We start from the raw sequence: 23816 nt of genomic DNA, 5'->3' as shown, positions 1-23816 counted from the left end.
TATCCCTTATACGTCTTGCCTTGGACGCCTAAATCCGCGATCTAGCGGCCATGAGCATTCTTCCATCAACACGCGGCAGGCTGTCCCAAAATCGCAGCCTCAACGACCTGACATGGCTCCGTGTCGGAGGGCCGGCGGACTATCTGTTTCAACCTGCCGATCTGGAAGACTTGCGGGGCTTTCTGCGCGATCTGCCCGCAGATACTCCTGTTTTTCCGATGGGCGTCGGGTCTAACCTGATCGTGCGCGATGGTGGTTTGCGTGCCGTGGTGATCCGGCTGGGGCGCGGGTTCAATGGTATCTCGGTCGAGGGTAACACCGTCACTGCAGGCGCGGCGGCGCTGGATGCGCATGTGGCGCGGAAGGCGGCGGATGCGGGGGTTGACCTGACTTTTCTGCGCACAATTCCCGGATCAATCGGTGGCGCGGTGCGGATGAACGCGGGCTGCTATGGCAGTTACACAGCGGATGTTCTGCGCAAAGCCACCATCGTCACGCGGCAGGGCGAGGTCGTGGACCTGACCCCTGAGGATCTGAACTTCCGATACCGCCAGACCGATCTGCCCGAAGGTGCGGTGCTGGTTTCGGCGACGTTCGAAGGCCCCTCGGGCAATCCGGAAGACCTGCATGCCCGCATGGAAGCGCAGCTGAAAAAGCGGGATGAAACTCAGCCGACCAAGGATCGCAGCGCCGGATCGACCTTCCGCAACCCGGCGGGTTTTTCCTCGACGGGGCGGGAAGATGATGTCCATGACCTCAAGGCGTGGAAGGTGATCGATGATGCGGGGATGCGCGGGGCCACCAAGGGCGGTGCGCAGATGAGCCCGAAGCACTCGAATTTCCTGATCAATACCGGTGACGCCACCGCTGCCGACCTCGAAGGGCTGGGCGAAGAGGTGCGAAAAAAGGTTTACGAAACAAGCGGCATCACGCTAGAGTGGGAAATCATGCGGGTCGGTGATCCGCTGACAGAATAAAGCCCCAACCGTCAGACCATAACAGGCAAATTAAGGCGACGGATCAAAGGCATAACGCAGTACGGACCACGACATAAGGTCCGGGGACATTGAGGCGCACAAAGTGGGACTGTCGAGCAGGACAAACCCCAAAGTGGCGGTATTGATGGGCGGCCCCTCGGCGGAACGCGAGGTGTCACTCAGCAGCGGGCGCGAATGCGCAGCCGCCCTTGTGGGAGAAGGCATTGAAGTGGTCGAGCTGGACGCGGGTCCTGACCTCTATGCGCGCCTATTGGACATCAAACCGGATGTTGTATTCAACGCTCTGCATGGCCGCTGGGGTGAGGATGGCTGTGTGCAGGGCCTGCTGGAATGGATGCGCATTCCCTATACGCATTCGGGCGTGCTGGCCTCGGCCCTGGCGATGGACAAGCAGCGCAGCAAAGAGGCGTTTCGGGTGGCCGGGCTGCCCATCGCAGAAAGCGTGATTGCCGCCAAGTCAGATGTGATGGCCGATCATGTCATGGCACCGCCCTACGTGGCCAAGCCCAACAACGAAGGGTCCAGCGTCGGCATCTACATCGTGCATGAAAACGCGAACGGACCGCCGCAGCTGTCCGAGGACATGCCCGATCAGGTGATGGTCGAGCAATACGTGGCCGGGCGCGAGTTGACCGTGACGGTGATGGGCGACCGCGCCCTGACCGTGACCGAGATCATGACCGATGGCGGCTGGTATGACTATGACGCCAAATACAAGCCCGGCGGCTCGTGGCATGTGTTGCCTGCCGAGATACCGTCCGAGATATTCGATCTGTGCATGGACTACGCGTTGCGCGCCCACAATGTGCTGGGCTGCAAAGGCGTCAGCCGGACCGATTTCCGCTGGGACGACAGCAAGGGGCGCGACGGCTTGTTCCTGCTGGAGACCAATACTCAGCCGGGCATGACGCCGACTTCGCTGGTGCCCGAGCAGGGACAGCACCTGGGCATGACATTCGGCCAGCTTTGTGTGTGGATGGTGGAGGACGCCTCATGCGACCGCTGACAGCCACCCGCGCACCGGTGATTCATCGGACCAAGGCCCTGGCCGGTCCGGATGCCGATTTCGAATCTGCGGATACGGAAACCCATGACACTCAGCCCGTTCTGCGCTTGAGCGGAGTAAAGCTGTTCAACCGCACAGCGCGCCGGGCGGACCCTGCGCCGTCGCGGCTCAGCTATCGGTTCCAGCGGTGGATGCTGACACCGGGCATTCGACTGGGCGTCAAGCTGGGCCTGCCGATTTGCGCGGTGGCTGCTGCGATCGGTCTGTATTTTGCGTCGGAAGATCGGCGCGAGGCTGTCAGCACCTATATCGCCGACATCCGCACCTCGATTCAGGAGCGCCCGGAATTCATGGTCAACCTGATGGCCATTGACGGCGCGGGGGCCGGTCTGGCCGACGATATTCGCGAAGTGGTGCCGTTGGATTTCCCGATCAGTTCCTGGGATCTGGATGTCGAACAGATGCGCGACACGATCACCGGGCTGGACCCGGTGAAATCCGCGACCGTGCGAATCCGGCCCGGAGGCATCCTTCAGGTCGATGTGGTCGAACGGCAGCCCGTGATCGTCTGGCGCACCCGTGACGGCGTTGAGCTGTTGGATGAGACCGGTGTGCACGTGGATCAGGCGGCCTCGCGCAAGGATCATGCGGGCCTGCCCTTGATTGCGGGCGAAGGTGCGGATGCGCATGTGGCCGAGGCGCTTGAGATTTTCCAGACCTCGCGCAGCCTTGGCACTCGTGTCCGGGGCTTGGTGCGCGTGGGTGAGCGCCGCTGGGATCTGGTGCTGGATCGCGGCCAGCGCATCATGTTGCCGACCGAGCGCCCGGTGCGCGCGCTTGAGCGGGTACTGGCGGTGAACGAGGTGCAGGACCTGCTGGAGCGTGATGTGGCCGTGGTCGACATGCGCCTTGGGAACCGGCCAACCATAAGAATGACCAAAGCCGCCAGCGAAGACTGGTGGAATACAAAAGTGAACGCGAGTAACGGGCAGTAGCAACCATGATGACCGATCTTTATCAGTCCCAGCGCGCCATGCGGCAGATGCGCAGACAAGCGATGCAACGGGGCGTTATCGCCATTCTGGATGTGGGCAGTTCCAAGATCGCATGCCTCGTGCTGCGCTTTGACGGGACCGGTCGGCTGAGCGAAGACAACACCATCGGGTCGATGGCCGGGCAGACCGGGTTCCGTGTGATTGGCGCGGCGACCACACGCTCGCGCGGGGTGCAGTTCGGTGAAGTCACCGCGATGCAGGAAACTGAGCGCGCCATTCGCACCGCCCTGCAGGCGGCGCAGAAGATGGCCGACATTCGTGTCGATCACGTGATCGCCTGTTTCTCGGGCGCGAACCCGCGCTCTTACGGTCTGGACGCGCAAGTTGATCTGGAAGGCCAGCTTGTGACCGAGGCCGAGGTGGGCCGAGTGCTCAACGCTTGCGACGTGCCGGATTACGGGGCAGGGCGCGAGGTGCTGCATGCCCAGCCGGTGAATTTTGCGCTGGATAACCGCTCGGGCCTGATCGATCCGCGCGGGCAACTGGGCCAAAGCCTTGCCGTGGATATGCATATGCTGACCGTCGATGCGGTTGCGATCCAGAACATCGTGCGCTGTATCAAACGCTGCGATCTGGAACTGGCGGGGATCGCGAATTCGGCCTATGTGTCGGGCATCTCGGCGCTGGTCGAGGACGAGCAGGAATTGGGTGCCGCCTGTATCGACATGGGCGGTGGCACGACCAGCGTCTCGATCTTCATGAAGAAACACATGATCTATGCCGACTGCGTGCGCATGGGCGGCGATCACGTGACGCAGGACATCTCGATGGGGCTTGGCGTGCCGACGGCGGTGGCCGAGCGGATCAAGACCTTTAACGGCGGCGTCCATGCCACCGGGGCCGATGATCGCGACCTGATCGATATCGGCGGCGATACCGGCGATTGGGAGCATGATCGCCGGACCGTCAGCCGGGCTGAGCTGATCGGTATCATGCGGCCTCGGGTCGAGGAAATTCTGGAAGAGGTCCGCGTGCGGCTGGATGCCGCCGGGTTCGAACACATGCCCAGCCAGCAGATCGTTCTGACGGGCGGCGGCAGCCAGATCATGGGGCTGGACGGTTTGGCGACGCGCATTTTGGGTCAAAGGGTCCGCCTGGGCCGTCCGCTGCGCGTTCACGGCCTGCCGCAATCGGCGACAGGGCCGGGCTTTTCTTCGGCCGTGGGTCTCAGCCTGTTTGCGGCACATCCGCAGGACGAATGGTGGGATTTCGAAATTCCGGTCGACACCTATGCCGCGCGCCCGTTCAAGCGCGCCGTGCGGTGGTTCCGTGACAATTGGTAAAACCTTTGTTGGCGCCATTCTGGCGTTATGGCCGGGTCTCGCCCCGGCCCAAACCCTGATCACGCCCGAGGTTTTTCTGGACTCCGTTATCGGCAAAACCGTTATGTTCTATGAGATCCGCAGCGGCGATCTGGTCGGAACGGAGGAATTCCTGAACCACAGAACCTCGGTCTGGCGGGAAGCAGGGAGGGGCTGCGTCTACGGGCAGATCACCACGCCCAACGGCCAGATCTGTTTTTTGTATGACAATGACCCGGATGGCATTCCGGTTTGCTGGTGGCCGTTTCTGCACGAAGACCGCCTGATGGTCCGGCTGGCGTCATTGACAAACGGCGAAATTCAAGAGGTTCGCAGCATCACCGAAAACGGCTTGGACTGTCCAAGTGCCCCGATCAGCTAAAGAAACCGGTTGCGGCTGCGGGATTTATCCCTAAAGATATCCACAAGGCCCGTCAGAGGCCCGGCGGCAGGACATTGAGCAGTTTTCCGCCCTACCAAAACCGGGATTTCCGTCCGTGTGCAAATCAATCGCCACGGCGCGGTTTTCGGCTGTCTTGTGGCATCTTTAGGCCGCTCCGCAAGATTTGGCGGCAGGTGCGAAATGCCGCCGTTTGATGCCTTATTTCCTCCATATTTTGTGGATTTGCGCGATTTTTGACGTGACCTTTGCGCATCACAAGGATAGAATCGAACAAGGATAGGTAAGAAAAACACCGCTTTGGCGGAACAAAAATACAGGCGGACAGAGCATGACATTGAATCTTTCGATGCCCGGGCACGACGAACTGAAGCCTCGGATTACAGTATTTGGCGTTGGCGGCGCAGGCGGCAACGCGGTCAACAACATGATTGAAAAACAGTTGGACGGCGTCGATTTTGTCGTCGCCAACACCGACGCGCAGGCGTTGCAGCAAAGCCAGTCTTCGGCGCGGGTGCAACTGGGTGTGAAGGTCACCGAAGGTCTGGGGGCAGGGGCCCGTCCGACGGTTGGGGCCGCCGCCGCCGAAGAAAGCATCGAACAGATCGTCGATCATCTGGCAGGTGCCCATATGTGTTTCATCACCGCCGGTATGGGCGGGGGCACCGGTACCGGGGCCGCGCCGATCATCGCGCAGGCCGCGCGGGAACTGGGTGTGCTGACCGTTGGCGTTGTCACCAAACCCTTCCAGTTCGAAGGTGCCAAGCGGATGCGTCAGGCCGAAGACGGCGTTGAAGCGCTGCAACAGGTCGTTGACACGCTGATCATCATCCCGAACCAGAACCTGTTCCGTCTGGCCAATGAAAAGACCACGTTCACCGAGGCGTTCTCGATGGCCGATGACGTTCTGTATCAGGGCGTCAAGGGCGTGACCGATCTGATGGTGCGTCCGGGTCTGATCAACCTCGACTTCGCGGACGTGCGCGCCGTGATGGACGAGATGGGCAAGGCGATGATGGGCACGGGCGAGGCGACCGGCGAAGATCGCGCCATTCAGGCCGCCGAAAAGGCCATCGCCAACCCGCTGCTGGACGAAATCAGCCTCAAAGGCGCGAAGGGCGTGTTGATCAACATCACAGGCTCGCACGACCTGACACTGTTCGAACTGGACGAGGCCGCCAACCGCATTCGCGAGGAAGTGGACCCCGAGGCCAATATCATCGTCGGTTCGACCCTCGACACCGCGATGGAAGGCGGAATGCGCGTTTCGGTCGTGGCAACCGGGATCGATGCCACGGAAAAAACCAGCGATGTGCCGGTTGCGCGCCGTTCGATGTCCGAGCCGCTGACCCGCACTGTTTCGGCCGAAGAACCTGTGCGTGAAGAAGCATCTGCCGCGGCAGAAGTGGCCGAGGCCGCGCCTCAGATGCCGGAAAACCGCGAACCCTCGCTGTTTGAGGCAACCGAAGAGCCCGCGCAATTCCAGCCGCGTGACGAACAGGACGATGATGGCCTTCCGCCACCCGCCTACCAACCGCGTGTCGCTGAGTTCGAACCGCAGCCGGAACCTGTTGAGCAGGCGCCGGACGCCTACGCCGCGCATCCACACGCGGCGGGAACGCCTTCGCCCGAAGCGCTGCAGCGCTTGCAGGCGGCGGTGCAGAATGTCCCCTCGGCAGCGCAGCGTCTGACCGCAACACGGTCGCCGGAACCCGCGCCGCAGCCGCAAGCTGAAGCCGAAGAGCGCCCCCGCTTTGGCTTTAACCGACTGATCGATCGGATGACCGGTCACGCCGCGGATACACCCGCGCAGCCGGTCCGTCAGCAGCCCGCGATGCGGCAGGCTGACGCCACGGCACCTGCGCATGAAGAAGCGGATCCCGACCAGGAGCGGATCGAAATTCCGGCTTTCCTGCGCCGTCAAGCCAACTGATCGCGGTAACAAAATGAGCGTCAAGGGTCGCCATCAGGCGGCCCTTTTTCTATATTTGTTAAGGATTTATGAGCAGATAAGCAGGGTTTTGCCGATCTGTTACATTGATGTTTCATTCAGTTGCAAAGAGTGAGTTGAGCCTGACCGCCCGCTTCCTTAACTGGGTGTCCAACACAGCCGTCCGAGGCTGGAAACCACTCGCTGAGGCCCATTTTGCAACATACGCTCAAATCTCCGGTCACGTTCAAAGGCGTCGGACTGCACGGCGGTCAGCCTGTTGTCATGGTTCTGAAACCGGCAGCAGCAGGTCATGGCATCTGGTTCAAACGGACGGATATCGAGCTGGGCAACGCTTTGATCCCTGCCATCTATGACATTGTCGAACGTACGCCGCTGTGCACCCGACTGATCAATGATGCAGGCGTGTCGGTGTCGACCGTCGAACATATCATGGCGGCGCTGGCGGGTTGCGGCGTGCACAACGCGCTGATCGAGATTGACGGGCCCGAAGTGCCGATCATGGACGGGTCGTCCATCGACTTTGTCCGGGGCATCATGGCCAAGGGCGTGCGCCGTCAGGCCAGCCCGGTTCTGGCTTATGAAGTGCTGAAACCCGTCACCGCATCGCGCGAGGGGGCCAGCGCATCTATCGCTCCGGCGGATGGGCTGATCATCGATTTCCATATCGACTTTGAAGATGCCGCTATCGGCAATCAGACCAAAACGCTGGATATGCGCAACGGATCCTTCGTGCGCGAGCTGAGCGATTGCCGCACCTTCTGCCGCCGTATCGACGTGGAAGCCATGCGCGAAAACGGTCTGGCCCTGGGTGGTACGCTGGAAAACGCGGTTGTGGTGCAGGGTGACGAGGTTCTGACCCCGGGTGGCCTGCGCTATGCGGACGAAGCCGTTCGCCACAAGATGCTGGATGCGTTGGGCGATCTTTATCTGGCGGGTGGTCCGATCCTGGGTCATTTCACCGGTGACAAGTCGGGTCATTCGATGACCAACACCCTGCTGCGCAAGCTGTTCGAGACACCCGGCGCCGTGCGTCCGATCCTGTGCACACCTGAACAGGCAGCCCGTCTGCCGGGCCAGGGCCTTGTTCTGGATGAAATTCCGGCGGTCGCCTGATTCAATCAACTCTGACGACATTTGCGACAGAGCGCGCATAAGGCGTTTTGCACCGGAAATATCTATGCTAGACCATGGCTCAATTCGGGGCAAACCTCGTTGAGTATGATGACAAGGATGGGCGGTATGGTTGGCAGCAAAGCGGCAGTCAGGTTCGCGGGCGCGATTCTTCTGGCAGCAGTTTTGACAGCATGTGGTAACAGGGGCGCTGACCGCGAACAGAACCTTGAAGGCTTCACGCCCGAGCAGATTTATACGCGTGGCGAATATGAGCTGTCGCAGAATCGCTCGGACGACGCGGCTTGGTATTTCTCGGAAGTCGAACGGCTGTACCCCTATTCGGATTGGGCCAAACGCGCGCTGATCATGCAGGCGTTTTCATTCCATGCCGACAAGAATTACGAAGAAAGCCGCGCCGCCGCGCAGCGCTATATCGACTTTTATCCGACCGACGAAGATGCGGCCTATGCGCAGTATCTGCTGGCGCTCAGCTATTATGACCAGATCGACGAAGTTGGCCGCGACCAGGGCCTGACCTTTCAGGCCCTGCAAGCGCTGCGCACGGTGATCGAGGTTTACCCCGACAGCGAGTATGCCACCTCGGCAGTGTTGAAGTTCGATCTGGCCTTTGACCATCTGGCGGGCAAGGAAATGGAGATCGGGCGCTATTACCTGCGTCAGGATCACTATATCGCGGCCATCAACCGCTTCCGTGTCGTGGTCGAGGATTTCCAGACCACGTCGCACACAGCCGAAGCGCTGTATCGTTTGGTCGAGGCCTATCTGTCCTTGGGTCTGTTTGATGAGGCGCAGACCGCAGGCGCGATCCTTGGGTACAACTACCAGTCCTCGGAATGGTATGACGATGCCTACAAGCTGTTGACTTCGCGCGGGCTGGATCTGAAGAGCCGTGGCAACAACTGGCTCAGCCAGATCTATCGCCAGACGATCAAGGGTCAGTGGTTGTAAGCTGGTGACGGTCTGGGGATGCTAACACCCGATGCTGCGCGCCTTAGATATCCGTGACATGCTGATCATCGACCGGTTGGAACTGACGTTCCAGCCGGGTCTGAACGCGCTGACGGGTGAGACCGGGGCGGGTAAGTCGATCCTTTTGGATTCGCTGGGGTTCGTTCTGGGTTGGCGCGGTCGGGCCGAACTGGTTCGGCAGGGTGCAGCGCAGGGTGAAGTTGTAGCCGAGTTTGAGCTGCCCGACGACCATCCGGCCCATGCGGTTCTGGCCGAGGCCGGTTTGCCGGGCGGAGAGGAGTTGATCCTGCGCCGTGTTAATACCGCCGAGGGCCGCAAGACCGCCTGGGTCAATGACCGTCGTTGCTCGGGCGAGGTGCTGCGGGCGCTGTCCGAAACGCTGATCGAGTTGCACGGCCAGCATGATGATCGCGGATTGCTGAACCCGCGCGGCCACCGGGTTTTGCTGGATGACTACGCTCAGGTCTCGGAACAGTTGGCATTGGTACGCCGTGCGTGGTCCGAGATGTCGCGCAGCCGCAAGGCATTGGCCGAGACCGAGGCCGCGCTGGCCGCGATGCGCGCTGAAGAGGAATTTCTGCGTCATTCCGTGGCCGAGTTGGACAAGCTGGACCCGCAACCGGGTGAGGATGCCGATCTGGATGCGCGCCGCCGCATGATGCAGGGGGCCGAGCGGATCCGCGATGACGTCGCCCGCGCATTTGACCTGTTGGGCGGTGAAGGTGCCGAAGGCGCGATGTCGGATGCGATGCGCTGGCTGGAAGGTGTGTCCGACAATGCAGGCGGGCAGTTGGAAGACCCCATCGCTGCGCTGGGGCGTGCCCTGATCGAATTGGGTGAGGCGCAGGACGGTGTGAACGCCTGCCTTCAGGCGCTGGATTTCAATCCGGCGGAACTGGAAGCCGCCGAAGAACGCCTGTTCGCGATCCGCGCGCTGGCCCGCAAGCATGACGTGGCACCGGATGATCTGGGCGCGTTTGCAGATACTCTGCGGGATCGTCTGGGTCAGTTGGATGCCGGTGACGCTGATCTGGCCGAGCGTCGGGCCGCTGTCGACGCTGCGCAAGCCGCATATGATACGGCTGCGGCCAGGCTCAGCACGGCCCGCCAAAAGGCCGCCGGGCAGTTGGATGCGGCGGTCATGGCCGAGCTTGCGTCGCTGAAAATGGAACGGGCGGTGTTTCAGACAGAAATATCGCCAGCCGATCCCGGCCCCGAAGGCACCGATGCGGTGGCCTTCACGGTTGCCACCAACCCCGGCGCACCGTCGGGGCCGCTGAACAAGATCGCCTCGGGTGGTGAGCTCAGCCGGTTTCTGCTGGCGCTCAAGGTTTGCCTGTCCGGTGATGACAGTGCCCGAACGATGATCTTTGACGAGATTGACCGGGGCGTCGGCGGTGCCACTGCCGATGCGGTTGGGCGCCGACTGGCAGCCCTTGCGCAAGGCGGGCAGGTGCTGGTCGTCACACACTCACCCCAAGTGGCCGCGCGGGCTGCGCATCACTGGCGGGTGCAGAAGCAGGTAGACGCGGGTCAGACCCTTTCGACAGTTGTGCCCTTGGCCGAAGGTGATCGCGTGGATGAGATCGCCCGAATGGTGTCGGGCGACACGATCACCGACGAAGCGCGCGCTGCCGCCCGCGCCTTGCTGGACGCCTGACGCCGCTTGTGGCGTTTCCTGGTGCCTCCACCGTCGCTATCGCACTTTTATATGGCCGCCCCGTGGCTTACTAAGGGGTATGTATTGATCCCCGAGGGCCAATGACCCAGTCAACCCGCACCGTTCTGCGCAACCAGCTCAATCAGGCCATGGCCGCGATCAAGGATGCGTGGCGGGTGATGCGGCGGCGTGGGCCCAGCCAGATTCAGTTCTGGTTCATTGCGCTGGCCATCGGGATCGCCGCCGGGTTCATGGCGCTGGGGTTCCGCAAGGCGATCCGCGCGCTGCAGGCGTATCTCTACGACACCGAGGATATTCTGCTGCTGCACAGCCATGCAGAGATGCTGCCGTGGTTCATGGTGTTGATCATCCCGATCATTGGCGGTCTGATCGTCGGTATCATCCTGAACAAGTTCACCGATGATGGCCGCGTGCGGTCTGTCGCGGACGTGATCGAAGGGGCCGCCGTCAGCGATGGCCGGGTAGAAACCAAGGCTGGTATCGCCTCGTTCTTCGCCTCGCTGATCACGCTGAGTTCGGGCGGCTCAACCGGTCGGGAGGGGCCGGTGGTACATATGGCCGGTGTCATCTCGACCTGGGTCAGCAACCGCATCCATGCCGACGGGATCACCGGGCGGGATCTGCTGGGGTGCGCGGTCGCCGCCGCCGTTTCAGCCAGCTTCAACGCGCCCATCGCCGGGGCGCTGTTTGCGCTTGAGGTGGTGTTGCGCCACTTCGCCGTGCACGCCTTTGCGCCGATTGTCATCGCCTCGGTCGCGGGGACGGTGATCAACCGTCTGGAATATGGCGATGTCACCGAATTTACGCTGGATACGCCCGGATCGCTGCAATTCTACGTGGAACTGCCCGCCTTTCTGATCCTCGGGCTGATCTGCGGGTTCGTCGCCTTGCTGCTGATGCGCTCGATCTTCTTTGCCGAGGATATTGGCAACCACATCCAGAACCGCCTGTCTCTGCCCGGTTGGCTGCGCCCGGCTGTGTCCGGTGCGATGCTGGGCCTGCTGGCGATCTGGTTCCCGCATATCATCGGTGTGGGGTACGAGACGACGACCCGCGCCCTGACCGGCGATCTGGTGCTGACGACGGCCATCCTGTTTGCCGTGGTCAAGACCGTTGCGGTTGCCATCACAATGGGCGGGCGCATGGGGGGCGGGGTATTCTCACCCGCGTTGATGATCGGGGCGCTGACGGGGCTGGCCTTTGGTCTGATTGCCACCGGTTTGTTGCCCGACGTGTCGGGAACCCACACGCTCTATGCCTTTGCGGGGATGGGGGCGGTTGCGGCGGCCGTTCTTGGTGCGCCGATCTCGACCACATTGATCGTGTTTGAATTGACCGGAGACTGGCAGATCGGTCTGGCCGTGATGGTGTCGGTGTCGATGTCCACAGCGCTGGCCTCGCGTCTGGTGGATAGGTCGTTCTTCCTGACCCAGCTTGAACGTCGCAATGTGCATCTGGCCGCCGGGCCGCAGGCCTATCTGCTGGCCATGCTGCGGGCCGGGGCGGTGATGCGGCCAATTGGCGACGCGCGCTCGATCACCGCCGACGAGGCGCACGCGCTGATCGAGCAGGGCCTGTGTGTCAAAGCCAGCGCCACGTTGGAGGCTGCAATGCCCTATTTCGATCGGGACGACATTCCATGCATCCCGGTGATTATCCTGGAAGGCGACGGGACCGAAACCCCGGTTGGTGCCTTGTATCACGTCGATGCGCTGAAGGCGTATAACCGCGCGCTTGCGGCCACAGCGGCCGAGGAGCATTCCTAGCCTCGATACACGCTCGCGGCGTCGCCCAGATAGTTGTCCCAGGCAAACCAGTACGAGATATGCCCGGCCACCCGTGGCAATTGGGTGCCATCCGGGCCGATCAGCATTTCTTCGGTCAAGGTCCACTTTCGGCCTGCTTCATCCACCAGACCGCCATCCGCAGCCTTGAACCTGTGCCCGGCACGTTCATAGGCGCGTACGGTGCGCCGATCCGGGTTGCCGATCAGGACCAAAGGCCGGTTCGCAATCGCATCGTTGATCACGCGGGTTCGGCTGAACGCATCCAATGGCCAGGCCCGTGCCGCGCCAAACTGACGGATCGCAAACACATAGTCCTTTTGCCGGTGCTGTGACTGATCCACCTGCGCCGGGAACATCAGTTCGGGTGAGGCAAAATACTCGCGATACACCACGCCCGAGCCATAGTTCCGTCGATGCCCGGTGTTCAACGACAAGGCCCGCGTGTCAGGGTGCGAGGTTTTCCAGCTATCCCAGGTGGTGATGACAACCGGCCGCTGTTTCAGTTCTATCCCGCTGTCAACCAGTGGGCCGACGACGGGCTTGCCGGTATATTGGTTCCACAGCGAATGCGTCTCGCGGTCAAACATCAGCTTGTTCGAACGGTAAAGGAACCCTGACGAGCCAAACACAAAGGGCTTGCGCCGACCCGCGACCTGCGTTTCGAACAAAATACCGGACCCGCATAGGGTGCAATAGGCCAGGGCGACAGGGACCCCGCCGATCACCTCGTTAAACATCTCGTGCCAGCCCATGATCCGCAGCGGATAGGCGCGCGTGTCGCCGTTGATCGAGACGCCAAAGACCAGATCATCGTCCCTGAGGTAACTGGCATCCGAGGCCGAGATCAGCGTCGGATTGTCCAATGAGGGAATGCCATCCTTGTAAACGCCGCCCCATGCGATCTCTTCCAGCCGGATTTTCATCCTGTCGCGCGTCAGGTATTCGGGCCGCAGGAACAGATCGAAATTCTGATCGATCCCCAACAGAACTTCGCGTTTGAACGGGATGAGCGACGGATGGGGGACCAGTTGCGGGTTCCGTTCCTGCCAGAGCATCCAGTCAAACCAGTCAGTGCCGTATTTCTGGCCCGAGAGGGTTTCAATCACTTCGGAAATCTCGTCCCGCCGCCGGTCAGAAAACCGCATCGCGGTGATCAGGGCCGGAACCACATCCGGGTTTCCTCGCCGTATCAGGTAAGCCATCTGTGCTTCAAAATCGGTACGACCGGAATACAGCGTGCTGCGTATGGCCTCCAGCACCGGATCGCTTTGCGCCCATACCGACCCCGGCACTAACGCTCCGACCCCGATCAACCCGGCAAATCTGCGACGTGAAACAGACATGGCACCCTCCTGTTCGCATCCACACTCAGTGTGCACGCCACACGCTTCACATGCACACCACAGTCGCGTGAGCAGGATACGCGAATTTGAAATTGGCTTTGCGTAGAATTTCGAACCTCGTCATGGTCGCTACAGAACCCCGGAAACGGGATTAACACATGCGGTTGTTTCATTTGCCAGGGGCCAGCGATGTCGAACACAAATGGTGCGGTTGCTCTGAAAGATCAGGGGCTCGTTCTCCACACCGGTGGGCAGGACGTCTATTTCAACTATTATTGGCTGCGGGACAATTGCACCTCGTCCTTTGACCCCGAACTGCGTGAGCGCACGTTTGACATTACTTCGCTGACTCAAGCCCCGCAGGCCAGATCGGCCGAGGTTGAGGACAATGATCTGATCATCGATTGGCTGGGTGAAGACCACCAAAGCCGGTATTCAATCGACTGGCTGATGGAATTTCAGACACGCGGCGGGCGGGATGATCCGGCGGTGCTTCCCAGAAAGCTTTGGCGGTCCGGGCACAGCGACAGCTTTCCACGGTTCAGCCAACATGACGTGATCCACGACATGCCAACCCGCGCGGCCTGGGCCCGTGCCTTGCTTGAAGAAGGCGTCGCCGTCATCACGGATATGGAGGACAGCGACGAGTCCTTGACCAAGCTCGCCAATTGCCTCGGGCTGGTCCGGCCCTCGGTCGCTGGTGAGTATTTTGATGTGAAGGTCCACATAGACCCCGTCAATCTTGCGTTCACGGCCAATGCGCTGGAGATGCATACCGACACACCGTCAGAAGAAATGGCGCCCGGTGTTCAGTTTCTGCATTGCCGCAGAAACAGCGTGGATGGGGGCTACAGCCTGTTTGTCGACGGGGCCGCCGTGGCCGAAGACTTCCGCGCCGAACATCCCGAAGACTTTGATCTACTGGTCCAGCATCAAGTGCCGTTTTTCTATGACCACGAAGATTTCGACTGGCGCGCGCATCAGCACGTGATCGAACTGGATACCAATGGCACCGTGTCAGGCGTGACCATCTCGCAGCATATGGCGGATGTGTTTGATTTGCCCCAGGACGTTCTGGATGCCTATTACCCGGCTTTCAGCAAGTTCCTGCGGGCAATCAACAGCCCCAAATACCTCAACCGCTTTCGCATGCAGGCCGGAGAGTGCTTTGTCTTCGACAACCACCGGATCGTTCATGGCCGCGAGGCGTATTCTGCCACAAGCGGAGAACGCTATCTGCGGGGATGTTACATCGACCGGGGCGAGATGCGATCAAGCTACCGCACGCTGGTGCGCAAGGGCTATGTCTGATCCGCGCCGCAGCCCAGGGCAAATACAGGTGAGCCAAACAGGTTTAAATCTGTTCAACCTTCACTGACTCCGCCGGATAAAACGCCAGATAACCCTTGATCTCGGCCATGGCAGGGATCGGGTTTTCATAGCTCCAGGCGGCGTTTTCTGTCACCGATGACTTGTTCACGATCGAATAATGCGTCGCGTCGCCCTTATGCGGGCAATGCGTAACCTTGTCCGTCTGATCCAGAAACGCCATCGCGATATCCGCGCGAGGAAAATAGACCACTGGATCCAGATCGCCTTCCAGCAGTACCAGAGCATTGCTGCTTTCGCCCAGAACCGCACCGCCCGAGCGAACGCTCCACTTTCCGTCCGCCTTCTCGATTGTGATCTCAGTCATATTTCGTCTTTTCCTCGCCTTTTTCGGGCCTCTCCTCTGCCCGTTCCATGTAACAGTCCGATGTCAAATCGGCGCTGTTGCGGCATCCAACCACAGTTGAGCCTCAGGGCCCAGCCTTGGCCGGATCTTTTCTGCAACGGCCTGATGATAGCTGTTCAGCCAGGCGCGTTCGGTGGAGGTAAGCATATCTACCAAGATCAGGCGCCGGTCAATCGGCACGTAAGTCAGCGTTCGCCATTGCAGCATGGCGCGTTCATCATCGCCGTCAGGTAGGTTGGGGGCTTCTTCGACCACGACAAGATTTTCGATGCGGATACCAAACGCGCCTTCGCGGTAATATCCGGGCTCGTTCGACAGGATCATGCCGGGTTCCAATGGCACGTGGCTGATCCGCGACAGGCGCTGCGGGCCTTCGTGCACGCTTAGGTAAGCGCCGACACCGTGACCGACCCCGTGATTGAAATCCTGTCCCGCCTGCCACAGCGGCACCCGGGCGATGCATTCAATGTCACGTCCAGACAGCCCGACCGGCCAGCGCAGCATCGACAGATTGATCATGCCCTTCAGAACGCGGGTGAAGCAGGCTTTCTCGATCTCTCCGACCTCACCTATCCCAATGGTTCGGGTGATATCGGTGGTCCCGTCCAGATATTGCCCGCCACTGTCCAGCACCAGCAGATGGCCATTTTCCAACCTGCTATCGGTCGCCTCGGTCACCCGGTAATGCATGATCGCTCCATGGGGGCCGGTTCCCGCGATTGTGTCGAACGAAATGTCCTGCAACGCATTGTCTTTACGCCGGCTCTCTTCCAGCCGCGTCACGACCTGGGTTTCAGAGACGGTACCGGGGCCTTGTCCATCCAACCAGCATAAGGTTTCGATCACCGCAACCGCATCACGCAAATGCGCCTCGGCGCTGCCTGCGATTTCAGCCGGGTTTTTACAGGCTTTCGGCACGGCGCAGGGATCGCCGCCGTCAACCATCTTGTCCCCCAAAGCGTCTGCAACGATCTGAGGTACCGTGTTCGGATCCACCTGAACGCGTCCTTCCAACCGACCGACAGCATCCAGAAACGCCGCAGGGTCCCGGACCGAGACCTGATCCCCCAAATGCTCGCGTACACCGTCCAGCTTTCCGGCGGCCATGAACAGATCAACCTGCCCAGAGGCGTGCAAAATCGCGAACCCATGCGCCACAGGGTTATAGGCGATATCCGAGCCGCGAATATTCAGCAGCCACATGATCGAATCCGGCAAGGTGATCAGCGCCGCCGCGCGCCCGGACGTATTCAAACCCTCCGCCAGTCGCGCGATCTTGCTTTCGGCGGTTTCCCCGGCAAATTCAATCGGATGGGCTGCCACAGGGTTCATTGGCGGGGCAGGCTGATCCGCCCAGATCCGGTCTACCAGATTGTCACTGCGCACCAGTTCAATATCGCTACCCGCAAGCTCTTTCGCCACGGCCGAGACCTGACCGGCCGCGTGCAGCCAGGGGTCAAACCCGACCTTGCCGCCCTGCGGCAACTGCTCTTTCAACCAGGTGCTCAGGCTGACATCCGGCCAGGGGACCGGAGTGTAGACCTCGGCAACCTGCGCCTTGACCTGCGTCCGATACCGCCCATCGACAAACACACCGGCCACATCGCGCAGCGCAGCGCAGAACCCGGCCGAGCCGGTAAACCCGGTCAACCAGCCCAGCCGCTCTTCCCGTGGGGCCACATATTCCCCCTGGTGCGCATCTGCGCGCGGGATCAGAAACCCGTCCAGCCCCTCTTGCTCCATCTCGGCCCGCAATGCAGCCAAGCGCGGCGGCCCCTGTTCCGGACGCGCCGTAACTTCAAAAGACTGAAACATCATTCCCTCCCTCAAACCGAAGGACGGCTTGAAACGCCGCCTCTTCTTCTTGTCTAAAATACAGCCGCCGGAGGCAAGGCCAGCCTTAGCTGGCCTTTTTCATTCCCATCACACGGGCGCGGGCGCGTGGATCGCTGTCAAACAGCGCCGCCAGTTGTTCGGTCATCGCGCCAGCCAACTGCTCGACATCGGTGATCGTGACGGCCCGATCATAATACCGGGTCACGTCGTGGCCGATCCCGATAGCTAGCAATTCGACCATCTTGCGTTTTTCGACCATGGCGATTACATCGCGCAGGTGTTTTTCCAGATAATTTGCCGGGTTCACGCTCAGCGTTGAATCATCGACCGGAGCGCCGTCCGAAATCACCATCAGGATCTTGCGCTGTTCTCGCCGCGCCAGCATGCGGCGATGGGCCCATTCCAGCGCCTCACCGTCGATGTTTTCCTTAAGCAACCCCTCTTTCATCATCAGACCCAGATTGGCCCGAGCGCGCCGCCAGGGCGCATCGGCCCCTTTGTAGATGATATGGCGCAGATCGTTCAGACGCCCGGGCTGTTGCGGGCGGCCATCGTTCAGCCATGCCTCACGCGCCTGACCGCCTTTCCACGCGCGCGTGGTAAAGCCCAGAATCTCGACCTTCACATTGCAGCGCTCCAGCGTCCTTGCCAGAACATCAGCACAGACGGCGGCGATCGAGATCGGACGCCCGCGCATTGAGCCTGAGTTATCCAGCAGCAGGGTCACCACGGTATCGCGGAACTCGGTGTCTTTCTCGACCTTGAAGCTCAGCGGTGTGGTCGGGTTTGCCACGACACGCGCCAGACGCCCGGCATCCAGAATGCCTTCCTCGCGGTCAAACTCCCACGACCGGTTCTGTTGCGCCTGCAAACGGCGTTGCAGCTTGTTGGCCAGACGGCTGACAGCCCCTTTCAACTGGTCCAGCTGCTGATCGAGATAGGCGCGCAGCCGTTCAAGCTCGGCCGGTTCGGCCAGATCCTCGGCGGCGATCTCTTCGTCATGCGTGTTCAGGTAGACCTTGTAATCCGGGTCAGCCTCGGACGCGGGGGGCGGGGCAGGCGGTTCCAGTGGGGCCTCGCCGTCCGGCATCTCGGCCTCATCGCCCATCTCATCTTCGGCCGTCTCATCCATCGAGACCTGTGCCTGAGACTGATCTTGCTGTTCTTCCTGCGTTTGCTCGGGCGTGGCGTCGGCGTCTTGCTCGTCCTGATCATCCTGCCCGGTGCTGTCGGGATCGGGCTGTTCGTCCGCGTCGTCCTCGGCCTGATCTTCCTGCTCGTCATCCAGCTCATCCGGGTCATCGCCCAGCTGGTCGCCATAGCCCAGATCCTTGATCACCTGACGGGTGAATTTGGCAAACTCGGCCTGATCCGAGAGAATATCGTCGAGGTTTTCCAGCGTGCCGCCCGCCTGTTCCTCGATAAACCCGCGCCACAGGTTCATGACGTTTTCCGCTGCAGGCGGCAGATCGCGCCCGGTGGCCAGATGCCGGATCAGATAGCCTGCCGCCACCGACAGGGGCGCTTCGGCCGGTTGCTTGCATTGATCATACCCGCGCCGCAGCGCTTCGTGGCCAATCTTTACGTCGATGTTCGACGCCGTGCCGGGCATATCCCGCGCACCCATCGCCTCGCACCGCGCGACCTCCATCGCTTCATAAAGATCCCGCGCCATGTCGCCCGGAGGCGCATAGCGCGCATGGGTCGCGTCATCATGGTATTTGCGTTGCAACGCCAAGGCATCCGCCGTGCCGCGCGCCAGCAACACCTCTTCTCGAGTCATCCGGCGCGACACCTGAGGCAGCCGCATCGACTCACCCGACATGCCCGAGGGATCGACTGTATAGGTCACCGACAGTTCGGGATCATCGGCCATGACCTTGGTGGCCTCGGCCAGGGCCTTCTTGAACGGATCAGCAGGGTTGTCGTTCTTCTGTGCCATGTCCTAAGCCCTCATCAAAGTGACCTGCCAAACGCGGAGAAGACTAACGGATCCGCCTTCATCTGGCCAAAAACATCCCCGCCGGAGGCATTGCGCCCGAAACGGGCGCAATTCGGGTGCTTACCCCAAGCTCGCGCTCGCCGCGCTTTCCGGCAGTTCCTCATCAAAGCAACGCTGATAGAACTCGGCCACGGTCTGACGCTCCAACTCGTCGCATTTGTTCAGGAAAGACAGACGGAAGGCATAGCCGACATTACGGAAAATCTCGGCGTTCTGGGCCCAGTTGATCACGGTCCGTGGGCTCATGACGGTGGACAGATCGCCATTCATGAACGCGGTCCGGGTCAGGTCGGCGACTGTGACCATCTGGCTGACGGTCTTGCGGCCCTTCTCGGTGTTGTAATGCGGGGCCTTCGACAGAACGATCATCGTTTCGGCGTCGTGGCTCAGGTAGTTCAGGGTCGAGACCAGTGACCAGCGGTCCATCTGCGCTTGGTTGATCTGCTGCGTGCCGTGATAAAGGCCCGTGGTGTCGCCAAGACCAACAGTGTTGGCGGTGGCGAACAGGCGGAAGTTCGGGTTCGGCGTAATGATCTCGTTCTGGTCCAGCAGGGTCAGCTTGCCGTCATGCTCCAGAACACGCTGGATCACGAACATCACGTCGGCGCGGCCTGCGTCGTATTCGTCGAAAACGATGGCGACCGGGTTGCGCAGCGCCCAAGGCAGGATGCCTTCGTGAAATTCAGTCACCTGCTTGCCGTCGCGCAGCTTGATCGCGTCTTTACCGATCAGGTCGATCCGGCTGATGTGGCTGTCCAGGTTCACACGCACGGCGGGCCAGTTCAGACGGGCGGCGACCTGTTCGATATGGGTCGATTTCCCGGTGCCGTGATAGCCCTGGATCATCACCCGGCGGTTATGGGCAAAGCCTGCCAGAATCGCCAGCGTCGTCTCCGGGTCGAACTTGTAGGTGTGATCAATGGCAGGCACCCGGTCGCTGGCCTCGGCGAAGCCCTTGACCGCCATGTCGCTGTCAATGCCAAACACTTCACGGACCGAGATCTCTTCGGTTGGTTTTGCGTTGATGTCGATCGATCCGTCAGCCATGCGCCTTGTCCTTATCCTTTGACCCGTATTGCCGGGTTTGAACCCGTGTGTGGTGCAACATATTGCAGGCAAGGGCAAGGGAAAGCCGCCACTTGAAGAAGCTGACCGGATGTTTCTTTTCAACTGGCCTTATCGGTTGGTCTGAAACGATTAGTGCAGGATCGCTTTGCGCAATCTGATCAGGCTGCGCTCATCAACAAATCGTGGCGTTTGGCGCATGTAGTCCTGAAAGGCGCGGCCATAGCCTTGAAGCAGCCATCTTTCCTCGTTCAGAACGAACAGAAAGTAGATCAGGAACAGAATGACGGCCAAGGCTAGGGTCAGCCACGATCCGCTGGAGATCCCCAGACCCACCGTTGCCAGCACTGAGGCGACATATTGCGGGTTGCGCGAATAGGCATACATGCCGCCTGTCACTAGCCCGTCGCTTTCGCAGTAGGTATTGTCGAGCCCCAGAAACCTGTACCCGCGCAGAGTAATACCGAATGACAGAACCATGATCGGCACGCCGATGGCGTAACGCACCCAATGGCCCCAGCCGTTCACCCAAACCTCGGACAAGGCGAACACGACGGTGGCGCCACAAAACAGCCGAAACAGCCCGAACGCCGCGTGATGCCGCCACCCGCTGGCGCTGGGCCACAGACCCAAACGCGGCAAGCGCAGGTTCAGGGCAAGATACAGGCTCAGCATCAGGGCCGAACCGAGGGCCAGCACTAGTGAGACCTCGTGTACGGTATAGATCAGGTTGTCCATATCGCAGTCCAAACTCGCTGTTCGCGTCAAATCGGATATGGGCAGAGTACGCGGCCCACGGGACAGGCCGTAACAAGGGTTTGTAACAGGTTGAGGACGACGAGATGCTCTGAACGATCAGGTTCGTATTGGACGTCACGTTTGAGGGCTGTGGGGCCACCGCATGCAGGCGTCAGAGTTGCAATTTACTAGCGCCGGTGATCGGCCAGAACCGCTCAGTCCTGATGCGCTTTTTCATATTCCAGCCGCGCAGCCTTGACCTGCTCCTGTCGCGTGCTGGACCAGAAGACCAACGGTTTCAGATGCTCCAGAAGGCTACGACCCAACGGGGTCAGTTCGTAAGACACAGCGACCGGAGGACCAGGATCAACGGTCCGTGTCAAATACCCATCGCGCTGAAGCCCCCGCAGGTTTTCGGTGAGAACCCGCTGTGTCACATCGCCGATGCAGCGCTTGATCTCTCCAAACCTTTTCGGTTCATCCTCAAGCGACAAGATGATGATCATGCGCCACTTGCCCGTAACATTCGACAGAACGGAGCGAATGGGGCAGTTCGATGCTTCGGCTTTGCTTTCAACGCCTATGGGTAGCATTTTCGCCTCGGTGCAAATTGAATACCAGCGTCGATTACCATACCGATGTTCGGCGATTCAAGCGCCATTGGACCAGACCAGGTATCCTAAAACATACCTTGTTTCATTTTAGTGCGTAATTGAAACGTAGTGCATTTTTGATACCAGCTATTGCCATAACGCGAATCGAAAGGACGCACGATGACACCTAAGGAACTGGTTATGGCTCTGTTTACAGCAGCCTTTGTTGAACATGACCCGCAAGCGGCCAAAGATCTGCTGGCCCCGGACTACATTCAACACAATCCTTCAATTCCAACCGGGGCCGACGCATTGCTGAGCGTTATTCCGGCAATCGAAGCCTCAGGCATGACCGTCACAACCCACCGCGTCATTGCCGAGGGGGATTATGTCGTCTTGCACAACACTTTTGAAAACGCCGATGCTTTTGGCGCCCCGACCCTTGTTGCCTTCGATGTGTTCAGGGTCGAAGACGGGCTGGTTGCTGAACACTGGGACAACTTGCAAGCCCCGCCTGAGACCACGGCGTCGGGACGCTCAATGACAGATGGGCCGGTCGAGTTGGCCGATCATGGGAAAACGGCTGAAAACAAACAGCTTGTCGTCGGCTTCGTGCGGGATGTCCTTGCCGGAAATGCCCCCGAGAAAGTCACCGATTACATGGACCCTGCCGTTTATCGTCAGCACAATCCGAACATCGCGGATGGCTTGGATGGCCTAATGGCAGCGGTCGAGGCATTTGCGGCGCAAGGGATGGTCATCACCAAGTTCGAACCGCAGATTGTTGTTGCCGAGGGGAACTTTGTCTTCGTGGCGTCGGATGCCGTCATGGGTGGCGAGCCGTGGGCGTTTTTTGATCTTTGGCACGTCGAGAATGGCAAAATCGTCGAACACTGGGACGTCGTTTCGCCCATCCCAAACGAAATGGCCCACGACAACGGTAAATTCTGATTGTGCTTGGCAAGACCTATTGCATGGGGTGGGGGATTCCAGCCCGTGCAATTCGATCTTCAAATCAGGCGTATCTGATGATCCCACAACCCTATTAACAAGCGAGGCTTGGGCCAGACGTCACTTGAAGTTCCGGCTATCCTTGATCTGATCCCAGGCCCAGACGACCTCTTGCAGCTGTTCCTCTTGCGAGCGGTCGCCGCCGTTCATGTCCGGGTGCAGTACCTTGATCAGCTTCTTGTAGGCCTTGCGGACCTCGGCTTTGGACCAGCTGTCATTGGCTTCCAGAATCTCGATTGCACGACGCTCGGTGGGCGGCAGGCGACGGCCTCCTCCGCCTGAGGTGCGGCCCTTGTTCTGGGTGCTGTTCGAACCCAACACCTGATGGGGGTCTTCGATGCCCAGGCGGGCCCAGGCACGGGCTTCGGGATCGCCCATGGGTTTGGTTTCACGTTCCCAAACCTTGTCTTTCGAACGCTGCGCGTTCAGCTCGGCCTCGGTCGTGCCGTCGAAGAAGTTCCATTTCTGGTTATATTCGCGCACATGCTGCTGGCAGAACCAGTAGAAATCATCCAATACATCCGGTGCTTTGGGCGCGCGGTACTTGCCGGGTTCTTCACATCCCGGGTGGTCGCAGATCCGCACCGAGGTCTCAGACGCGCCCGACATACCCCGACGCCCGCGCGGGTTCTTTTTCTTGGCGCTGGAAACGGACATATCAAATCCGAAGGGGTCTGACTTCGCCATGCTGTGATCCTCACGAACGCATCTTTTCGACTCGGAGGCAGCAGTTTAGTCTAAGCAGCCGAAAGTAGAAGAGGGGCGCGGCAAAATTTTTGCCGCTGAGCATAAAAATGAGCGTGACCGACGAAATCCGAACCCGCCTGCAAGCCGCATTCGATCCGCGCGAGCTTGAGGTTGTCGATGACAGCGAAAGCCATCGTGGGCATGCGGGGTATCAGGACGGAGGCGAGAGCCATTTCAACGTCCGCATCCGAGCCTCTGCATTCGAGGGGCAGTCCCGCGTCGCCCGCCATCGCGCGGTGCACAAGGCGTTGGGGGATATTGTGCCCCGGATCCATGCTTTGGCGCTGGATATCGACGTCTGACCCTGTTCCAAGCAAATCACAGAATCGCTTGGGCCGTTTTCCAGCGGTCGCCGTCAAAATTGCGTTTCTAATTCGCATGGGATTCCGGACTTGCAGAGCGATTGTTCAGGCTATGACTTTGGCGAGAGTTATAGAAACAGGCCAGGGACCAATTAGAGC

At 60.2% G+C, this 23816-nt stretch carries 21 protein-coding genes; 13 read left to right on the top strand and 8 right to left on the bottom strand.

Annotated elements, in window-relative coordinates; genetic code table 11:
- Positions 1–50 precede the first annotated feature (50 nt).
- The 10 genes from murB (at position 51) to ACR0E6_RS08080 (ending at position 12264) form a co-directional block, all read left to right on the top strand.
- Positions 51–977, top strand: a complete 927-nt coding sequence (murB, locus tag ACR0E6_RS08125; protein ID WP_480582285.1) for a UDP-N-acetylmuramate dehydrogenase — start codon at positions 51–53, stop codon at positions 975–977.
- 103 nt (positions 978–1080) lie between these two features.
- Positions 1081–2004 carry a D-alanine--D-alanine ligase gene (locus tag ACR0E6_RS08120; RefSeq protein WP_480582283.1) on the top strand — a complete coding sequence of 308 codons (924 nt, stop codon included), beginning with the start codon at positions 1081–1083 and terminating at the stop codon, positions 2002–2004.
- Complete coding sequence (locus ACR0E6_RS08115; protein WP_170523382.1) at positions 1992–2999, top strand: cell division protein FtsQ/DivIB; 1008 nt, start codon at positions 1992–1994, stop codon at positions 2997–2999. Before ACR0E6_RS08120 ends, ACR0E6_RS08115 begins: the two co-directional genes overlap by 13 nt.
- Positions 3000–3007: 8 nt before the next feature.
- Positions 3008–4342, top strand: coding sequence for a cell division protein FtsA (gene ftsA / locus ACR0E6_RS08110; protein WP_170452079.1), 1335 nt, complete (start codon positions 3008–3010; stop codon positions 4340–4342).
- Complete coding sequence (locus tag ACR0E6_RS08105; protein WP_480582281.1) at positions 4329–4742, top strand: hypothetical protein; 414 nt, start codon at positions 4329–4331, stop codon at positions 4740–4742. Before ftsA ends, ACR0E6_RS08105 begins: the two co-directional genes overlap by 14 nt.
- A gap of 349 nt (positions 4743–5091) precedes the next feature.
- Positions 5092–6693, top strand: coding sequence for a cell division protein FtsZ (gene ftsZ, locus ACR0E6_RS08100; RefSeq protein ID WP_480582279.1), 1602 nt, complete (start codon positions 5092–5094; stop codon positions 6691–6693).
- A 213-nt stretch (positions 6694–6906) separates the two neighbouring features.
- Positions 6907–7827, top strand: a complete 921-nt coding sequence (gene lpxC / locus ACR0E6_RS08095; protein ID WP_170633564.1) for a UDP-3-O-acyl-N-acetylglucosamine deacetylase — start codon at positions 6907–6909, stop codon at positions 7825–7827.
- A gap of 126 nt (positions 7828–7953) precedes the next feature.
- Entirely contained in the window at positions 7954–8796 is an 843-nt protein-coding gene (locus ACR0E6_RS08090) for an outer membrane protein assembly factor BamD (protein WP_170452073.1), read from the top strand.
- 31 nt (positions 8797–8827) lie between these two features.
- The gene (gene recN, locus ACR0E6_RS08085; protein ID WP_480582277.1) at positions 8828–10477 is read left to right on the top strand and encodes a DNA repair protein RecN; all 1650 of its coding nucleotides are present in this window, start codon (positions 8828–8830) and stop codon (positions 10475–10477) included.
- Between the two features lie 101 nt (positions 10478–10578).
- Positions 10579–12264, top strand: coding sequence for a chloride channel protein (locus tag ACR0E6_RS08080; protein WP_480582275.1), 1686 nt, complete (start codon positions 10579–10581; stop codon positions 12262–12264).
- On the opposite strand, the gene ACR0E6_RS08075 is transcribed toward ACR0E6_RS08080, so the two are convergent.
- Complete coding sequence (locus ACR0E6_RS08075) at positions 12261–13628, bottom strand: DUF3179 domain-containing protein (RefSeq protein WP_480582273.1); 1368 nt, start codon at positions 13626–13628, stop codon at positions 12261–12263. The genes ACR0E6_RS08080 and ACR0E6_RS08075 overlap by 4 nt on opposite strands.
- Positions 13629–13817: 189 nt before the next feature.
- On the opposite strand from ACR0E6_RS08075, the gene ACR0E6_RS08070 reads away from it, so the two are divergent.
- The gene (locus tag ACR0E6_RS08070) at positions 13818–14939 is read left to right on the top strand and encodes a TauD/TfdA family dioxygenase (protein ID WP_480582271.1); all 1122 of its coding nucleotides are present in this window, start codon (positions 13818–13820) and stop codon (positions 14937–14939) included.
- Between the two features lie 43 nt (positions 14940–14982).
- On the opposite strand, the gene ACR0E6_RS08065 is transcribed toward ACR0E6_RS08070, so the two are convergent.
- The 6 genes from ACR0E6_RS08065 to ACR0E6_RS08040 form a co-directional block, all read right to left on the bottom strand.
- A complete protein-coding gene (locus tag ACR0E6_RS08065) occupies positions 14983–15324 on the bottom strand; it encodes a DUF427 domain-containing protein (protein ID WP_170452064.1) in 342 nt (113 codons plus the stop codon).
- 63 nt (positions 15325–15387) lie between these two features.
- Positions 15388–17178, bottom strand: a complete 1791-nt coding sequence (locus ACR0E6_RS08060; RefSeq protein ID WP_480582269.1) for an aminopeptidase P family protein — start codon at positions 17176–17178, stop codon at positions 15388–15390.
- Positions 17179–17263: 85 nt separating this feature from the next.
- Positions 17264–19141 (bottom strand): cobaltochelatase subunit CobT, encoded by a 1878-nt coding sequence (cobT, locus tag ACR0E6_RS08055; protein ID WP_480582267.1) that lies wholly within the window; start codon positions 19139–19141, stop codon positions 17264–17266.
- 120 nt (positions 19142–19261) lie between these two features.
- Positions 19262–20248 (bottom strand): cobaltochelatase subunit CobS, encoded by a 987-nt coding sequence (cobS, locus tag ACR0E6_RS08050; protein ID WP_170452058.1) that lies wholly within the window; start codon positions 20246–20248, stop codon positions 19262–19264.
- A 150-nt stretch (positions 20249–20398) separates the two neighbouring features.
- Positions 20399–21004, bottom strand: coding sequence for a methyltransferase family protein (locus ACR0E6_RS08045; protein WP_480582265.1), 606 nt, complete (start codon positions 21002–21004; stop codon positions 20399–20401).
- 215 nt (positions 21005–21219) lie between these two features.
- Positions 21220–21597, bottom strand: a complete 378-nt coding sequence (locus ACR0E6_RS08040; RefSeq protein WP_170452054.1) for a winged helix-turn-helix transcriptional regulator — start codon at positions 21595–21597, stop codon at positions 21220–21222.
- Positions 21598–21798: 201 nt separating this feature from the next.
- Between ACR0E6_RS08040 and ACR0E6_RS08035 the strand changes: the two genes are divergently transcribed.
- Positions 21799–22548: a nuclear transport factor 2 family protein gene (locus ACR0E6_RS08035; RefSeq protein ID WP_480582262.1), complete on the top strand. Its 750-nt coding sequence runs from the start codon at positions 21799–21801 to the stop codon at positions 22546–22548.
- Positions 22549–22668: 120 nt separating this feature from the next.
- Here the strand turns inward: ACR0E6_RS08035 and ACR0E6_RS08030 are convergent, their stop codons facing one another.
- Entirely contained in the window at positions 22669–23295 is a 627-nt protein-coding gene (locus tag ACR0E6_RS08030) for a J domain-containing protein (RefSeq protein WP_170452049.1), read from the bottom strand.
- Between the two features lie 107 nt (positions 23296–23402).
- Here ACR0E6_RS08030 and ACR0E6_RS08025 point away from each other — a divergent pair, with 107 nt between their 5' ends.
- The gene (locus ACR0E6_RS08025) at positions 23403–23657 is read left to right on the top strand and encodes a BolA family protein (RefSeq protein WP_170452047.1); all 255 of its coding nucleotides are present in this window, start codon (positions 23403–23405) and stop codon (positions 23655–23657) included.
- Positions 23658–23816 lie beyond the last annotated feature (159 nt).

This window comes from Ruegeria sp. AP12 (assembly GCF_056540025.1).
Note: the sequence above shows the minus strand (reverse complement) of the source record. Positions and strands in the feature narration are given on the sequence as shown.

Excerpts from the sequence above, each read along its gene's own strand:
- murB (WP_480582285.1), top strand. The coding sequence starts at position 51 with ATGAGCATTCTTCCATCAACACGCGGCAGGCTGTCCCAAAATCGCAGC.
- ACR0E6_RS08115 (WP_170523382.1), top strand. The coding sequence starts at position 1,992 with ATGCGACCGCTGACAGCCACCCGCGCACCGGTGATTCATCGGACCAAG.
- ftsA (WP_170452079.1), top strand. The coding sequence starts at position 3,008 with ATGACCGATCTTTATCAGTCCCAGCGCGCCATGCGGCAGATGCGCAGA.
- ftsZ (WP_480582279.1), top strand. The coding sequence starts at position 5,092 with ATGACATTGAATCTTTCGATGCCCGGGCACGACGAACTGAAGCCTCGG.
- ACR0E6_RS08090 (WP_170452073.1), top strand. The coding sequence starts at position 7,954 with ATGGTTGGCAGCAAAGCGGCAGTCAGGTTCGCGGGCGCGATTCTTCTG.
- recN (WP_480582277.1), top strand. The coding sequence starts at position 8,828 with ATGCTGCGCGCCTTAGATATCCGTGACATGCTGATCATCGACCGGTTG.
- ACR0E6_RS08080 (WP_480582275.1), top strand. The coding sequence starts at position 10,579 with ATGACCCAGTCAACCCGCACCGTTCTGCGCAACCAGCTCAATCAGGCC.
- ACR0E6_RS08075 (WP_480582273.1), bottom strand. The coding sequence starts at position 13,628 with ATGTCTGTTTCACGTCGCAGATTTGCCGGGTTGATCGGGGTCGGAGCG.
- ACR0E6_RS08070 (WP_480582271.1), top strand. The coding sequence starts at position 13,818 with ATGTCGAACACAAATGGTGCGGTTGCTCTGAAAGATCAGGGGCTCGTT.
- ACR0E6_RS08065 (WP_170452064.1), bottom strand. The coding sequence starts at position 15,324 with ATGACTGAGATCACAATCGAGAAGGCGGACGGAAAGTGGAGCGTTCGC.
- ACR0E6_RS08060 (WP_480582269.1), bottom strand. The coding sequence starts at position 17,178 with ATGTTTCAGTCTTTTGAAGTTACGGCGCGTCCGGAACAGGGGCCGCCG.
- cobT (WP_480582267.1), bottom strand. The coding sequence starts at position 19,141 with ATGGCACAGAAGAACGACAACCCTGCTGATCCGTTCAAGAAGGCCCTG.
- cobS (WP_170452058.1), bottom strand. The coding sequence starts at position 20,248 with ATGGCTGACGGATCGATCGACATCAACGCAAAACCAACCGAAGAGATC.
- ACR0E6_RS08045 (WP_480582265.1), bottom strand. The coding sequence starts at position 21,004 with ATGGACAACCTGATCTATACCGTACACGAGGTCTCACTAGTGCTGGCC.
- ACR0E6_RS08040 (WP_170452054.1), bottom strand. The coding sequence starts at position 21,597 with ATGCTACCCATAGGCGTTGAAAGCAAAGCCGAAGCATCGAACTGCCCC.
- ACR0E6_RS08035 (WP_480582262.1), top strand. The coding sequence starts at position 21,799 with ATGGCTCTGTTTACAGCAGCCTTTGTTGAACATGACCCGCAAGCGGCC.
- ACR0E6_RS08030 (WP_170452049.1), bottom strand. The coding sequence starts at position 23,295 with ATGGCGAAGTCAGACCCCTTCGGATTTGATATGTCCGTTTCCAGCGCC.
- ACR0E6_RS08025 (WP_170452047.1), top strand. The coding sequence starts at position 23,403 with ATGAGCGTGACCGACGAAATCCGAACCCGCCTGCAAGCCGCATTCGAT.